The following is a 15,551-nucleotide window of genomic DNA, read 5'->3' on the forward strand; positions in this document are numbered from 1 at the left end:
ATGGCACGCAGGAAGCCCGGACTAATAAGATGGCATTGAAATCCCCCGCGTTTCGTAGAAAGTTTCCGTTGCTGGTAACCGGCGGTCTGCTGGCCATGCAACCTCTGGCCACCTCTTATGTGGTGGCAGCCGAGCAGTTCGACTGCCAAGTGTCCGCCTCCGGTGGTTGGGACTGCAAGCCCAAGACCCCAGTCAGCAATCTGCCTCCGCGCCCGGTGCATGACGGTGCCGCGCTTACGGCCGGTACTGAAGCCGAGCCGGTCGAAGCCCAGAGCGCCGACAAGCCGATGCTGGTCACCGAGGCCAAGGGCCGTGGTCTGAAGTCGCGCAGCGAAGACTACAGCCACCTCGACTGGGTACCCCGCGATAAGCTCACTGCAGCCCAGCTGGCCGAAACCGGCCCGTACTGCGGCGGTGCATACATCGAGCCCATTCGCCCCGGCATGGCTGACACCACGCCCAAGGACGAGTCGCCAACCTACATCAACGCCAAGGTGTCCAAGTACCAGCAGGAGCAGCAAATCGCTACCCTCGCTGGCGACGTGGTCATGCGCCAGGGCAGCATGCAGGCAGAAGCCGACGAGGCCAACCTGTATCAGGCCGAGAACCGTGGCGAGCTCAAGGGCAACGTCAAGATTCGCGACAATGGCTCGCTGGTCGTCGGTGACCAGGCACAGATCCAGCTCGACACCGGTGAAGCCCAGGTCGACAACGCCGAATACGTGATGCACAAGTCGCACATCCGCGGCAATGCCCTGTACGCCAAGCGTGGCGAAAACGCCATCATCCGCCTCAAGGACGGTACGTACACCACGTGCGAACCAGGCAGCAACGCCTGGCAGCTCAAAGGCAACAACATCACCCTGAACCCGGCGACCGGTTTCGGTACTGCGACCAACGTCACCCTGCGGGTCAAAGATTTTCCGGTGCTCTACACACCGTACATCTACTTCCCGATCGACGACCGTCGTCAGTCCGGCTTCCTGCCGCCATCGTTCAGCAGCACCAGCGACACCGGCTTCATGCTGGTCACGCCGTACTACTTCAACCTGGCGCCGAACTATGACGCCACGTTGTACCCGCGCTACATGACCAAGCGCGGCTTGCTGATGGAAGGCGAGTTCCGCTACCTGACCAAGTCCAGCGAAGGCCAGTTCGGTGGGGCGTTCCTCAGTGACGAGAGCGACGACCGCAAGCTACAGACGGACTACAAGAAAGACCGCTGGATGATCAACTGGCAGCACAAAGGTGGCCTGGACGAGCGCCTGATGACTGAAGTCGACTACACCGACATCAGCGACCCGTTCTACTTCCAGGATCTTGAAACCGATCAGATTGGCGTCAAGAGCCGCGATGTGGTCAACCAGCAAGGTGCCCTGACCTGGCGTGGCGACACTTACACCGCTCGCCTGAATGCGCAAGCGTACGAAATGGCGACCTTGTCGCAGATCACTCCGTACGACAAGCTGCCACAGATTACCTTGAACGGTACTCTGCCGTTCAGCCCTGGCGGGTTGAACTTCGGCTACGAGACAGAGGCAGTACGGTTCGATCGCGACCTGAAGAACGACCTGGTCTTCGATAAGGACGGTAACCCGGACCTCACTGCTGGCACAGTCCTAGACGCCAATGGGAATATCATCGGTGGTCGCCGACTGGACCAGAACATCAGTGGTATTGCCCGAGCCAACGGTACCCGACTCAACTTCGCGCCTTCGATGAGCCTGCCGATGCAGGCCAGCTACGGCTACTTCACGCCAAAGCTGAAGTACGCCTACACCCACTATGACCTCGACCTGGACGGCCAGGGCAAGGCGCAAGCGATTGCGCAATCGGCCAACCCGGCTTATGGCAGCTACAACAGCACCCTGAACCGTGACATTCCGATCGCATCGATCGACAGCGGCCTGTACTTCGACCGCAACACCTCGCTGTTCGGCACCAACTATCGCCAGACTCTCGAACCGCGCTTGTTCTACCTCTACGTCCCCTACAAGGACCAGAAGGACATCCCGCTGTTCGACACCAGCGAAACGCTGTTCAACTACGACTCGCTGTTCCGCGACAACCGTTTCTCCGGCACCGACCGCATCGGTGACGAGAACAAATTGTCGCTGGGTGTGACCACCCGCTGGATCGAAGACAACGGCTTCGAGCGCCAGAATTTCAGCATCGGCCAGGCTTACTACTTCAAGGACCGCAAGGTCCAATTGCCAGGCATCGACTATCGCGACCGCAAGGACGCGCAGTCGGATGTATCGCCGTACGCGCTGGTGTACAACTACTACTTCAACCGCGACTGGCGCTTCAATTCGGACTTCAACTGGGACCCAGACAGCCGCAGCACCCGCTCGGGCAGCGCGATGTTCCACTACCAGCCTGAGGACAACCCGAACAAGGTGGTCAACCTAGGTTATCGCTACCGCAACGACACCATCGCCTATGACTCGAGCACCGGTACCTGGAAAGTGGGTGGCGGCGACTACGGCACCCCAGGCGATCCGAACTACATCAAGGACTACTACAAGATCCAGCAGCACGACTTCTCGGTCATCTGGCCGATCGTGCCGCAATGGAGCGTCATCGCCCGCTGGCAGCATGACTACAATCGCAACCGCACCCTGGAAGCCATGGGTGGTTTCGAGTACGACAACTGCTGCTGGAAGCTGCGCCTGATCAACCGTTACTGGATCGATTACGACGACTTCAGCCAGGCTACCCCGCAAAACGAAAAGGGTGACCACGGCATCTTCCTGCAGATCGTGCTGAAAGGCCTCGGTGGTGTAGTAGGCAATAAAGTCGAATCGTTCCTCGACCAAGGCATTCAAGGTTACCGTACACGTGAAGACCAAGCTTATTGATCGACTGCGCCCAGTGTTACTGGGCGCTGCATTGCTGAGTGGCGCGGTACATGCCGCGGTACAACCTCTGGACCGCGTGGTGGCCATCGTCGACAACGACGTGGTTATGCAAAGCCAACTGGACCAGCGCGTCCACGAGGTGCAGCAGACCATCGCCAAGCGCGGCGGCGGCGTGCCGCCGTCCGGCGCGCTGCAGCAGCAGGTACTGGAACGCCTGATCGTCGAGAACCTGCAATTGCAGATCGGCGAACGCTCCGGCATCCGCATCACCGACGAAGAACTGAACCAGGCCATCGCCACCATCGCCCAGCGCAATGGCATGTCCCTGGAGCAGTTCCGCGCCGCCCTGGCCCATGACGGTCTGTCGTTCGACGACGCCCGTGAGCAGGTCAAGCGCGAGATGATCATCAGCCGCGTGCGCCAGCGCCGCGTTGCCGAGCGTATCCAGGTGTCCGAGCAGGAAGTGAAGAACTTCCTCAATTCAGACATGGGCAAGATGCAGATGTCGGAAGAGTATCGCCTGGCCAACATCCTCATTCCGACCCCGGAAGCCGCCAACTCTGACGACATCCAGAAAGCCGCACGCAAAGTGGGTGACCTGTACCAGCAACTGCGCCAGGGTGCTGACTTCGGCCAGCTCGCTATTGCCAACTCGGCCAGCGAAAACGCCTTGGAAGGCGGTGAAATGGGCTGGCGCAAAGCTGCGCAGTTGCCACCGGACTTCGCCAAGATGCTCAGCAGCATGGCTGTGGGCGACATTACCCAGCCTATCCGTATTCCTAACGGTTTCATCCTGCTGAAGCTGGAAGAGAAGCGTGGCGGTGGCGAGAACGTGCTGCGTGACGAAGTGCATGTGCGCCACATCCTGATCAAGCCGAGTGAAATTCGCAGCGAAGCGGCTACCAAGCAGCTGGCCGAGCGTCTGTACGAGCGCATCCAGAACGGCGAAGACTTCGCCGAACTGGCCAAGAGCTTCTCGGAAGACCCAGGTTCGGCGCTCAACGGCGGCGACCTCAACTGGGTAGACCCGAACAGCCTGGTACCGGAGTTCCGCGAGCAGATGGCCAACGCCCAGCAAGGCGTCGTGACCAAACCGTTCAAGACCCAGTACGGCTGGCATGTCCTGGAAGTGCTGGGCCGCCGCGCTACCGACAGCACTGAACAGGCACGCGAGCAGCAAGCCATGAATGTGTTGCGCAACCGCAAGTACGACGAAGAGCTGCAGACCTGGCTGCGCCAGATCCGCGATGAAGCCTACGTTGAAATCAAACTGCCTGGCGCCGACCAGGCTGCACAGTGAAGCCTCTGCGCTTCGCCGTCACTCCCGGTGAACCAGCCGGCATAGGCCCTGACCTGTGCCTGCTGCTCGCCGCCGAGGCCCAGCCCCACCCCCTGATTGCCATCACCAGCCGTGACCTGCTCGCCGAGCGGGCCGCGCAGCTGGGGCTGGCTGTCAGCCTGCTACCGGTAATGCCGGGCCAATGGCCCGAGCAGCCCGCGCCTGCAGGCAGCCTCTATGTGTGGGACACCCCTTTGGCCGCCAAGGTGGTGCCAGGTCAGCTGAATGGCGCCAACGCGGCATTCGTACTGGAAACACTGACCCGTGCCGGCCAAGCGTGCCTCGACGGGCAATTCGCCGGAATGATCACCGCACCGGTGCACAAAGGCATCATCAACGAAAGCGGTATCCCCTTTTCGGGCCACACCGAATTCCTCGCCGACCTGACGCACACCGCTCAGGTTGTGATGATGCTGGCAACTCGCGGTTTGCGCGTGGCCTTGGTGACCACTCACCTGCCGCTGCGCGATATCGCCGATGCCATTACCGCCGAGCGTGTGGAGCGGGTCACCCGTATCCTGCACGCCGACATGCGTGACAAGTTCGGCATCGCCAACCCACGCATCCTGGTTTGCGGCCTCAACCCGCATGCTGGGGAAGGCGGCCATCTTGGCCGCGAAGAAATCGACATCATCGAGCCAACACTGGCCCGCTTGCGTACCGAAGGCATGGACCTGCGCGGCCCGCTGCCGGCCGATACCCTGTTTACCCCCAAATATCTGGAGCACTGCGACGCGGTGCTGGCGATGTACCATGACCAGGGCCTGCCCGTACTCAAGTACAAAGGCTTTGGTGCTGCCGTCAACGTGACCCTGGGCCTGCCGATCATCCGCACGTCGGTCGACCACGGCACCGCCCTGGACCTGGCCGGCAGCGGCAAGGTCGACACCGGCAGCCTGCGAGTCGCCCTGGAAACCGCCTACCAGATGGCCGAGAACCGACCATGAACGAGCAATACCAACACCGGGCGCGCAAGCGCTTTGGGCAAAATTTCCTGCACGACGCGGGTATCATCGACCGCATTCTGCGGGCCATCAACGCCAAGGCTGGCGAACACCTGCTGGAAATCGGCCCGGGCCAGGGTGCTCTGACCGAAGGCCTGCTCGGCAGTGGCGCGCAGCTGGACGTGGTGGAGCTGGACAAGGACCTGGTACCTATCCTGCAACACAAGTTCGCCGGCCGTGACAACTTCCGCTTGCATCAGGGCGACGCCCTGAAATTCGACTTCAACCAGCTGGGCGTTCCGTCGCGCAGCCTGAAGGTGGTCGGAAACCTGCCCTACAACATCTCCACCCCACTGATCTTTCACTTGCTCAGCCATGCCGGGCTCATCCGCGACATGCACTTCATGTTGCAAAAAGAAGTGGTCGAGCGCATGGCTGCCGGCCCTGGCGGTGGCGATTGGGGCCGCTTGTCGATCATGGTGCAGTACCACTGCCGCGTGGAACACTTGTTCAATGTTGGCCCCGGTGCTTTCAATCCACCGCCGAAGGTGGACTCGGCGATCGTGCGCCTGGTCCCGCACGAAGTGCTGCCACACCCGGCCAAGGATGCGCGCCTACTGGAGCAGGTAGTGCGCGAAGCGTTCAACCAGCGCCGCAAGACCCTGCGCAATACTCTCAAAGGCCTGCTCGACAGTGCAGCCATCGAGGCTGCAGGCGTGGACGGCAGCCTGCGCCCCGAGCAGCTTGACCTGGCAGCATTCGTGCGCCTGGCCGACCAGCTGGCAGCCCAACAAGGCTGACCGCCTGCACCGACGTCTTTGCCAGGCAAGCTCGCAAGGACGTCGGCCCCAGTTATCAAGCCCAGCACCGCTGGCCCTCCCCCCTATCAATGGCCTAGACTGCATTATTGCGTCAGTTCCCCAAGGCCTTTGCATGTCCGACCCTCGCTATCAAATCGACGTCAGCGTCGTGACCCGTTACCTGAAAGATCAATCCGACCCCGAAAGCAGTCGCTTTGCCTTCGCCTACACCATTACCGTGCAGAACAACGGCTCGGTCAAAGCCAAGCTGCTGTCACGGCATTGGCTGATCACCAACGGTGACGGTGAAGTCGAGGAGGTACGCGGCGCCGGTGTCGTTGGCCAGCAGCCGACCATCGAACCCGGCCAGAGCCATACCTACAGCAGTGGCGCAGTGATCAGCACGCGCGTTGGTACCATGCAGGGCAGCTACGAAATGTTCGCCGCGGACGGTAAACGCTTCGAAGCGCCCATCGCGCCCTTCCGCCTAGCCGTTCCTGGGGCGCTGCACTGATGGCCACGTATGCCGTGGGCGACCTGCAAGGTTGCCTGGAGCCGCTCAAGTGCCTGCTTGCACGGGTCGACTTCAATCCGGCGGTAGATCGTCTGTGGCTGGTCGGCGACTTGGTGAACCGCGGGCCCGAGTCGCTCGAAACCCTGCGCTATCTTTATTCGATCCGTCAGTCGCTGGTGTGCGTGCTGGGCAACCATGACCTGCACCTGCTGGCCGCTTGGCGCAATGTCGAGCGCTTGAAGAAAAACGACACCTTGCGCGAGATCATCGAAGCGCCAGATGCCGACCGGCTGTTCGACTGGCTGCGCCAGCAGAAACTGCTGCATTACGACGAGCCGCGGGGTATCGCCTTGGTTCATGCCGGCATACCACCACAGTGGACACTGGGCCAGGCCCTGGAACGGGCCCATGAAGTCGAGCAGGTGCTGCGCGACGACAACCGCCTGCCGCTGTATCTGGATGGCATGTATGGCAACGAGCCCAGCAAGTGGAGCAAGAGCCTGGCCGGCGTGGAGCGGCTGCGGGTGATCACCAATTACCTTACCCGTATGCGCTTCTGCACTGCCGGCGGCAAGCTGGACCTCAAAAGCAAAGAAGGCTTGGCCACTGCGCCCAAAGGCTACAAGCCATGGTTCGCGCACAAAGACCGCCGCTCGCGTCATGTGAAGATCATCTTCGGCCACTGGGCTGCGCTGCAGGGCCAGGTCGACGAGCCTGGCATCATTGCTCTGGACACTGGCTGCGTATGGGGCGGCGCCATGACCCTATACAATGTCGACACTGGGCAATACCACCGCTGCGACTGCACTGAAGACGGCAACGCCCGCCAGTCGGCGCCGCCCACTACACTGAACGATCAATCCCCAAGAGAGCCGTACCCATGAGCGAATTCAAACGCATCCCTCCCGAGCAGGCCCTCGCCTTGCGCGCGCAAGGTGCGGTCGTCGTCGACATTCGCGACCCGCAAGCCTTCGCCGCCGGCCATATCACGGGTGCCCGGCACCTGGATAACCATTCGGTTGCAGACTTCATCCGCAATGCCGACCTCGACGCCCCGACGCTGGTGGTTTGCTACCACGGCAACTCCAGTCAGAGCGCTGCCGCCTATCTGGTCGGCCAGGGCTTCTCCGAGGTCTACAGCGTCGACGGCGGCTTCGAGCTATGGCGTACCACCTACCCCGCCGAAACCGCCCAGGGCGCTGCCGAATAAATTTTTTCATTTTCACTGCAGCCCGCGCCGCACGTGGGCTAGCAGCCCACCTGACGAACGGTCGTACGCAACTTCTCGATCTCGCGCCCTTGACCTTGCGCATAACCAACTATCCTTAAGCGCAGGCCATCCAAAAAAGGGGAGAGCCGGTACACCGGCGTGCGGGTCATCGGTAGCGTTTCAGGGTGTTCTGGGGGGTACACAGCAACCGGCGAACCCGGTTGCATGCCAGCATCAGCTGACTGATCCGGCGTCGTCTCAACGTATCGAGCGAGGTGACGTCATGAGTATTTTTAGCCACTTCCAACAACGTTTCGAGTCCACGCGCCAGGAAGAACTCTCGCTGCAGGAGTACCTCGAGCTGTGCAAAGAGGATCGCAGTGCCTACGCATCGGCGGCCGAACGGCTGTTGCTGGCCATCGGTGAGCCAGAGCTGATCGACACCTCTACCAACTCTAGGCTGTCGCGAATCTTCTCCAATAAGGTGATTCGCCGTTACCCGGCCTTCGCCGACTTCCATGGCATGGAAGAGTGCATCGACCAGATCGTGTCCTACTTCCGCCACGCGGCCCAAGGCCTGGAAGAGAAGAAGCAGATCCTCTATCTGCTGGGCCCGGTAGGCGGCGGTAAGTCGTCGCTGGCCGAAAAACTCAAGCAACTGATGGAAAAGGTGCCCTTCTACGCGATCAAGGGCTCGCCAGTATTCGAATCGCCCCTGGGCCTGTTCAACCCTACCGAAGACGGGGCCATCCTTGAGGAGGAATACGGGATCTCCCGTCGTTACCTCAATACCATCATGTCACCGTGGGCTACCAAACGCCTGCAGGAATTCGGCGGCGACATCACCAAATTCAAGGTGGTCAAGCTATACCCCTCCATCCTCAATCAGATCGCCATCGCCAAGACCGAGCCAGGCGACGAGAACAACCAGGACATCTCCGCGCTGGTGGGCAAGGTGGATATCCGCAAGCTCGAGGAATTCCCGCAGAACGACGCGGACGCCTATAGCTACTCGGGCGCCCTGTGCCGGGCCAACCAGGGCCTTATGGAATTCGTCGAGATGTTCAAGGCACCGATCAAGGTGCTGCACCCGTTGCTGACCGCGACCCAGGAAGGTAACTACAACAGTACCGAAGGCCTTGGGGCGATCCCCTATACCGGGATACTGCTCGCTCACTCGAACGAATCGGAGTGGCACACTTTCCGCAACAACAAGAACAACGAAGCGTTCATCGACCGGATCTACATCGTCAAGGTGCCGTACTGCCTGCGGGTTAGCGACGAGATCAAGATCTACGACAAGCTCTTGATCAACAGCTCGCTTTCCAAGGCCCATTGCGCGCCGGACACCCTCAAGATGCTCGCTCAGTTCACCGTACTGTCGCGGCTCAAGGAGCCTGAGAACTCCAACATCTACTCGAAAATGCGGGTATACGACGGCGAGAATCTCAAGGACACCGACCCTAAAGCCAAGTCGATCCAGGAGTACCGTGACGCAGCAGGCGTCGATGAAGGCATGAACGGTCTGTCTACCCGCTTCGCCTTCAAGATCCTCTCCAAAGTGTTCAACTTCGACCCACACGAAGTTGCGGCCAACCCTGTTCACCTGCTGTATGTGCTGGAGCAGCAGATCGAGCAGGAACAGTTCCCGGCCGAGGTGCGTGAGCGCTACCTGCGCTACCTGAAGGAATACCTGGCACCGCGCTACATCGAGTTCATCGGCAAGGAAATCCAGACCGCTTATTTGGAATCCTACAGCGAATACGGGCAGAACATCTTCGATCGCTATGTGCTGTATGCCGACTTCTGGATTCAGGACCAGGAATACCGCGACCCGGAAACCGGCGAAATTCTCAACCGCATTGCCCTGAACGAAGAGCTGGAAAAGATCGAAAAACCCGCAGGTATCAGCAATCCGAAGGACTTCCGCAACGAAATCGTCAACTTCGTGCTGCGTGCCCGCGCCAATAACAATGGCAAGAACCCCAGCTGGCTCAGCTACGAGAAGCTGCGGGTGGTGATCGAGAAGAAAATGTTCTCCAACACCGAAGACCTGCTGCCGGTCATCAGCTTCAATGCCAAGGCCAGCAAGGAGGACCAACAGAAACACAACGACTTCGTCACGCGGATGGTGGAGCGTGGCTACACCGACAAGCAGGTGCGCCTGCTGTCGGAATGGTACCTGCGGGTCAGAAAATCGCAATAAAGCGGCAAGCTACAAGCCGCATGCAGCAAGCTAACCAGCGCCGAGCGCAAGCCCGGCGCTCTAGCTTGCAGCAGCGGTGGCTGCACTTTACTGCAGCCTGAAGCTTGTGGCTTGCAGCTGCTCCCAGCTACCGGAGGGACCATGAGCTACGTTATCGACCGACGCCTGAACGGCAAGAACAAGAGTACGGTCAACCGCCAGCGCTTCCTGCGGCGGTACCGTGAACACATCAAGAAGGCCGTTGAAGAGGCCGTAAGCCGCCGTTCCATCATGGACATGGAGCACGGTGAGCAGATCAGCATTCCTGGACGCGACATCGATGAACCGGTGCTGCACCACGGCCGTGGTGGCAAGCAGACCATCGTCCATCCAGGCAATAAGGAATTCACCGCTGGCGAACATATTCCGAGGCCCCAAGGCGGTGGGGGTGGTGGCGGCCGCGGCAAGGCCGGCAATTCCGGCGAGGGCATGGATGACTTCGTTTTCCAGATTACTCAGGAAGAATTCCTCGAATTCATGTTCGAGGACTTAGAACTGCCCAACCTGGTCAAACGCCACTTGACCGGTGCCGACACCTACAAGACCGTGCGTGCCGGTATCGCTAACGAAGGCAATCCTTCGCGTATCAACATCGTGCGCACCCTGCGCTCGGCACATGCCCGACGTATCGCCCTGACAGGCAGCAGCCGTGGGTTGCTGCGAGAAGCACAGAAGGAGCTAGACCGGCTAAAAGTCGAGGAACCCGACAATTTCACCGACATCCAGGAAGTCGAACAGGAGATCGAACGGCTCAAGGCACGCATCAATCGCCTGCCCTTCCTCGATACGTTCGACCTCAAGTACAACCTGCTGGTCAAACAGCCCAACCCCAGCTCCAAGGCGGTAATGTTCTGCCTGATGGACGTATCTGGTTCGATGACCCAGGCCACCAAAGACATTGCCAAGCGCTTTTTCATCCTGCTGTATCTGTTCCTGAAGCGAAACTATGACCGCATCGAAGTAGTGTTCATTCGCCATCACACAAGCGCGCGTGAAGTCGACGAGGAAGAATTTTTCTACTCCCGCGAAACCGGCGGCACCATCGTTTCCAGTGCGCTGAAAATGATGCAGGAGATCATGGCCGAACGGTACCCAGCCGCCGACTGGAACATCTACGCCGCTCAGGCCTCCGACGGCGACAACTGGAACGACGACTCGCCGATCTGTCGTGAAATCCTGACCAAGCAGATCATGCCGCATGTGCAGTACTACACTTACGTCGAGATCACCCCGCGTGAGCACCAGGCGCTGTGGTACGAGTACGAGCGAATCGGTGAGGCCTTCCCAGACACCTTCGCCCAGCAGCAGTTGGTATCGGCCGGTGATATCTATCCGGTCTTCCGTGAACTCTTTCAGCGCAGGTTAGCCACATGACCGCCAGAGCACAGAGACGCCAACCCATTTCCACCGGGTCCGAATGGACGTTCGAGCTGATCCAGACCTACGACCGGGAAATCAGCCGGCTGGCCGCTAGATACGCCCTGGACACCTATCCCAACCAAATCGAGGTCATCACCGCAGAGCAGATGATGGATGCCTATGCTTCCGTCGGCATGCCTCTGGGTTATCACCATTGGTCCTACGGCAAGCAATTCCTCAGTACAGAAAAGTCCTATAGCCGCGGGCAAATGGGCCTGGCGTACGAGATCGTGATCAATTCCGACCCGTGCATCGCGTACTTGATGGAAGAAAACACCATGTGCATGCAGGCACTGGTAATCGCCCACGCCTGCTATGGGCACAACAGCTTCTTCAAAGGCAACTACCTGTTCCGCACCTGGACGGATGCCACATCGATCATCGACTACCTGGTGTTCGCCAAGCAGTACATCGCCCAATGCGAAGAGCGTCACGGCATCGATGCTGTGGAAGACCTCATCGACTCCTGCCACGCGCTAATGAACTATGGCGTGGACCGCTATAAACGCCCCTATCCCATCTCTGCCGAAGAGGAGCGCCGGCGCCAGAAAGACCGTGAAGAACACCTGCAGCGGCAGATCAACGATCTGTGGCGTACGATCCCCAAAAGTGCGGAAAAGGGCGGCGAGCGCGACGATGCGCGCTTCCCCTCCGAGCCCCAGGAAAACATTCTCTATTTCATCGAGAAGAACGCCCCACTGCTCGAACCTTGGCAGCGCGAAGTGGTGCGCATCGTGCGCAAGATCGCTCAGTACTTCTACCCCCAGCGCCAGACGCAAGTCATGAACGAAGGCTGGGCAACCTTCTGGCATTACACGCTGATGAACGACCTGTATGACGAAGGCCTCATCACCGAAGGCTTCATGATGGAGTTTCTGCAGTCGCATACCAGTGTAGTGTTCCAGCCTGGCTTCGACAGCCCGTACTACAGTGGCATCAACCCCTATGCGCTGGGCTTTGCCATGTACACTGACATTCGCCGCATGTGCGAAAACCCCACCGATGAGGATCGCCACTGGTTCCCCGACATTGCCGGCAGTGACTGGCTTTCAACCCTGAAGTTCGCCATGAGTAGTTTCAAGGACGAGAGCTTCATCCTGCAGTACCTGTCACCCAAGGTGATGCGCGATTTGAAGCTGTTCAGCATCCTCGACGACGATCAGCGTGATGACCTACTGGTGCCTGCCATCCATGACGAAGCAGGCTACCGCATCATCCGTGAGCAGTTGGCCGCCCAATACAACCTTGGCAACCGCGAACCCAACGTGCAGATCTGGAGCATCGACCGTCGTGGCGACCGCTCGCTGACGCTGCGTCACCAGCAGCACAACCGTAAACCTCTGGGTGACTCGACCGAGGAAGTGCTCAAGCATCTGCACCGGCTGTGGGGCTTTGATATCCACCTGGAGACAGTCCAGGGTGACAAAGTGATCAAGACTCACCACATGCCGCCGCGAGGTGAGCACGCCGATAGCGGTGACTATGGGCGTATGGACCTTGCCGTGGTTCACCACCTCTGATGCACCGCCATAACTGCCAACGGGGTATCCTGTTGGCAGTTATGGAGGTTGCACATGCACATCTACAAAGTCGGCGGCGCAGTACGCGACCGCTTGCTCGGGCGCCCGGTCAGCGATATCGACTGGCTGGTGGTGGGCGCTACGGCAGAAGAAATGCACGCCAAGGGCTATCGCCCGGTGGGTGCTGACTTCCCGGTTTTCCTGCATCCAACCACGGGAGAGGAATACGCACTGGCACGCACCGAACGCAAAAGCGGGCGCGGCTATGGCGGGTTCACCTTTCACGCAAGCCCTGACGTAACACTGGAACAAGACCTGATCCGCCGCGACCTGACCATCAACGCGATGGCCGAGGACGAGCACGGCACAGTCTACGACCCTTATCACGGCCAGGCAGACCTTGAGCAACGCATCTTGCGGCACGTTTCTGCTGCGTTCGCCGAAGACCCCTTGCGCGTGCTTCGGGTTGCCCGCTTTGCCGCACGCTACGCGCCCTTGGGTTTTCAAGTTGCCGATGAGACATTGGCGCTGATGCGCCAGATCGCCGAGTCGGGCGAGTTGCAGGCGCTGACAGCCGAGCGCAGCTGGAAAGAAATAGAGCGGGCGCTGATGGAAAGCCAGCCTCAAGTCTTCATTCAGGTATTACGCAGTTGCGGGGCCCTGAGGGAGCTGATGCCCGAGCTTGAGCATGGCGCGGATACAACAATGGCGCTGCAGCGGGCGGCTCAGCACCAGCAGCCACTGGCGGTGCGATGGGCCTGCTTGCTGCGAGCCCTGGAGCCGGCTGCCATCAAAGCGCTCAATCAACGCTTCAAGGTGCCGCGCGAGTGTCAGGAACTGGCTCTGCTGGTGGCTGAATGGGCACCATTGGCCGACGAGGCATTGCAACTAGCGCCGGCAAAACTGCTGGAAATGCTGCAGAAATTCGACGTCTATCGGCGGCCGCAGCGGTTCGAGGATTTTCTTGCAGCGTGCCAGATGGCCGTATCGGTAGGTTATCCACAGGCTGCTTACTTACGCGGGGCAGCGACGGCAGCCCGGGCGGTTGATGCACAGGCCCTGATGCGATCGGGGCTAACCGGCCAAGGCTTGGGCGAGGCGCTCAAGGATGCACGGCTTAAAGCGCTAGAGGCCTACAAAGGCGACTGAACCTGCCGGCCTCTTCGCTGCTAAAGGCGCGAAGAGGCCGGCACTGCTCACAATGCAGTCAGCTGCAACCCACGCCACTCGAAGGCGACAGGCGCCAGCACTTGGTCGATCTGCGCCTCCTGCCATAACTGCGACATGCACTTCCCTGCCCCAGGGTGCACCAAGTCTGGTGCCAACAGCGACAATGGCCACAGCACAAAAGCATTTTTCAGAATCTCCGCCCTGGGCAGCACCAGCCCGTCGAATGTGCCGTGCAGGTCGTCGTACATGAGCACATCGATATCCAGGGGCAAGCCCTTGCGCTCTGGCGCATAGCGGCCGTTGTCCGCCTCGATGAACTTGAGCCGGCGGTCCAGCTCCAGCAGCGGCAGATCGGTCTTGCCGGTGACGACGAAGTTGATGAACGGCCCACTCTTGATGCCTACCGCCTGGCTCTCGAAGGCTGGTGAACAACGCAGATCACTGAGAATGGCGGCCAATGCATCGAGCCCCGCGCACAAGTGCTGGTAGCGATTGATGTTGCTGCCAAGGCCCAGGTAAACCGTGCTCAGAGACATCCGCGCTCGATCTCCACGCCAACACCGCCGCGGGCCGCTGGAACGGCACCCGGCTTGGTCAGCTTCAGTCGCACCCAGGGAATGTTGAATTCTTCCATCAGCGTCGCCACCAGCCGTTCGGCGAAGGTTTCCACAAGCTCGAAGCGCGCCTGCTCGGCGAACGCCTGCACACGCGTCGAAACACTGGCGTAGTCCAGCGCCAGGTTCAGGTCATCACCGGCTGCCGCAGGGCGGTTGTCCCAGGCGAAACTAAGGTCCAGGCGCAGGCACTGGCGGATATCCCGTTCCCAGTCATAGGCACCAATGACGGTATCGACTTCCAGGCCTTCGATGAACACTCTGTCCAAGCACTTCTCTCCACAGCACGACAAGGGCGACGGGCGCCGTTAGAATCAGGGCGTCCTCGCCCGGAATAGTTAGCATGTTTTGGTTACTGGCGCTGCTCGCCTACCTGCTTGGCTCGCTGTCCTTCGCCATCCTCCTAAGCCGCCTTTCAGGCAGCCCGGACCCGCGTTCCAGCGGATCGGGCAATGCTGGCGCCACCAACATGCTACGCCTGGCGGGCCGTAAAATGGCGATCCTGACCCTGCTGGGCGACCTGTGCAAGGGCTTGTTACCGGTTCTGCTCGCCCGCGCTGCCGGCCTTGGCCTGCAGGAGCAGGCATGGGTCGGCGTTTGCGCAGTGCTCGGTCACCTGTTCCCACTGTATTTTCGGTTTCGCGGAGGTAAAGGTGTCGCCACCGCGGCCGGCATGCTCACGGCACTGTATTTTCCAGCGGCGTTACTTGCCGTCGGCGCTTGGCTTCTAACCTTCTACCTCACCCGCACAAGCTCCCTTGCGGCTCTGGTTGCTACCCCGCTGACCCTGCCACTGCTAGCTTGGCGCGAACCAGAGGCACTCCTGCCGATCGCCGTTCTGACAGTGATGATCGTCTGGCGCCACCGCAGCAATTTGCGCGACTTGTTTGCCGGGCGCGAAAGGCATTTCTGACG

At 60.1% G+C, this 15,551-nt stretch carries 14 protein-coding genes; 12 read left to right on the forward strand and 2 right to left on the reverse strand.

The window, feature by feature from the left end:
- Positions 1-29 precede the first annotated feature (29 nt).
- The 11 genes from ACK59H_RS12110 to ACK59H_RS12160 all read left to right on the forward strand — a co-directional run bounded on the left by ACK59H_RS12110 (position 30) and on the right by ACK59H_RS12160 (position 14,001).
- On the forward strand, positions 30-2,861 hold the full coding sequence (locus ACK59H_RS12110) for an LPS-assembly protein LptD (protein WP_186478640.1): 2,832 nt from the start codon (positions 30-32) through the stop codon (positions 2,859-2,861).
- Positions 2,842-4,161: a peptidylprolyl isomerase SurA gene (gene surA, locus ACK59H_RS12115; protein ID WP_060477470.1), complete on the forward strand. Its 1,320-nt coding sequence runs from the start codon at positions 2,842-2,844 to the stop codon at positions 4,159-4,161. Before ACK59H_RS12110 ends, surA begins: the two co-directional genes overlap by 20 nt.
- A complete protein-coding gene (gene pdxA / locus ACK59H_RS12120) occupies positions 4,158-5,147 on the forward strand; it encodes a 4-hydroxythreonine-4-phosphate dehydrogenase PdxA (protein WP_060477469.1) in 990 nt (329 codons plus the stop codon). The genes surA and pdxA overlap by 4 nt, the downstream gene beginning before the upstream one ends.
- Positions 5,144-5,944, forward strand: coding sequence for a 16S rRNA (adenine(1518)-N(6)/adenine(1519)-N(6))-dimethyltransferase RsmA (rsmA, locus tag ACK59H_RS12125; protein ID WP_060477468.1), 801 nt, complete (start codon positions 5,144-5,146; stop codon positions 5,942-5,944). The genes pdxA and rsmA overlap by 4 nt, the downstream gene beginning before the upstream one ends.
- A 133-nt stretch (positions 5,945-6,077) precedes the next feature.
- Positions 6,078-6,458, forward strand: a complete 381-nt coding sequence (gene apaG / locus ACK59H_RS12130; RefSeq protein ID WP_060477467.1) for a Co2+/Mg2+ efflux protein ApaG — start codon at positions 6,078-6,080, stop codon at positions 6,456-6,458.
- Positions 6,458-7,342 (forward strand): symmetrical bis(5'-nucleosyl)-tetraphosphatase, encoded by an 885-nt coding sequence (locus ACK59H_RS12135; RefSeq protein ID WP_060477466.1) that lies wholly within the window; start codon positions 6,458-6,460, stop codon positions 7,340-7,342. The genes apaG and ACK59H_RS12135 overlap by 1 nt, the downstream gene beginning before the upstream one ends.
- Positions 7,339-7,668 carry a thiosulfate sulfurtransferase GlpE gene (gene glpE / locus ACK59H_RS12140; RefSeq protein ID WP_186478637.1) on the forward strand — a complete coding sequence of 110 codons (330 nt, stop codon included), beginning with the start codon at positions 7,339-7,341 and terminating at the stop codon, positions 7,666-7,668. The genes ACK59H_RS12135 and glpE overlap by 4 nt, the downstream gene beginning before the upstream one ends.
- Positions 7,669-7,951: 283 nt before the next feature.
- Positions 7,952-9,874, forward strand: coding sequence for a PrkA family serine protein kinase (locus ACK59H_RS12145; RefSeq protein WP_060477464.1), 1,923 nt, complete (start codon positions 7,952-7,954; stop codon positions 9,872-9,874).
- A 141-nt stretch (positions 9,875-10,015) separates the two neighbouring features.
- On the forward strand, positions 10,016-11,287 hold the full coding sequence (locus ACK59H_RS12150) for a YeaH/YhbH family protein (RefSeq protein WP_060477463.1): 1,272 nt from the start codon (positions 10,016-10,018) through the stop codon (positions 11,285-11,287).
- On the forward strand, positions 11,284-12,852 hold the full coding sequence (locus ACK59H_RS12155; protein WP_060477462.1) for a SpoVR family protein: 1,569 nt from the start codon (positions 11,284-11,286) through the stop codon (positions 12,850-12,852). The genes ACK59H_RS12150 and ACK59H_RS12155 overlap by 4 nt, the downstream gene beginning before the upstream one ends.
- A gap of 54 nt (positions 12,853-12,906) precedes the next feature.
- Positions 12,907-14,001, forward strand: coding sequence for a multifunctional CCA addition/repair protein (locus ACK59H_RS12160; protein WP_060477461.1), 1,095 nt, complete (start codon positions 12,907-12,909; stop codon positions 13,999-14,001).
- A gap of 47 nt (positions 14,002-14,048) precedes the next feature.
- On the opposite strand, the gene folK is transcribed toward ACK59H_RS12160, so the two are convergent.
- Complete coding sequence (gene folK / locus ACK59H_RS12165) at positions 14,049-14,558, reverse strand: 2-amino-4-hydroxy-6-hydroxymethyldihydropteridine diphosphokinase (protein WP_060477460.1); 510 nt, start codon at positions 14,556-14,558, stop codon at positions 14,049-14,051.
- Positions 14,549-14,905 carry a dihydroneopterin aldolase gene (gene folB, locus ACK59H_RS12170; RefSeq protein ID WP_060477459.1) on the reverse strand — a complete coding sequence of 119 codons (357 nt, stop codon included), beginning with the start codon at positions 14,903-14,905 and terminating at the stop codon, positions 14,549-14,551. The genes folK and folB overlap by 10 nt, the downstream gene beginning before the upstream one ends.
- Before the next feature lie 74 nt (positions 14,906-14,979).
- Here folB and plsY point away from each other — a divergent pair, with 74 nt between their 5' ends.
- Positions 14,980-15,549: a glycerol-3-phosphate 1-O-acyltransferase PlsY gene (plsY, locus tag ACK59H_RS12175; protein WP_060477458.1), complete on the forward strand. Its 570-nt coding sequence runs from the start codon at positions 14,980-14,982 to the stop codon at positions 15,547-15,549.
- Positions 15,550-15,551: the final 2 nt, after the last annotated feature.

The organism is Pseudomonas sp. KCJK9000 (assembly GCF_046230725.1).
GTDB lineage: Bacteria > Pseudomonadota > Gammaproteobacteria > Pseudomonadales > Pseudomonadaceae > Aquipseudomonas > Aquipseudomonas promysalinigenes.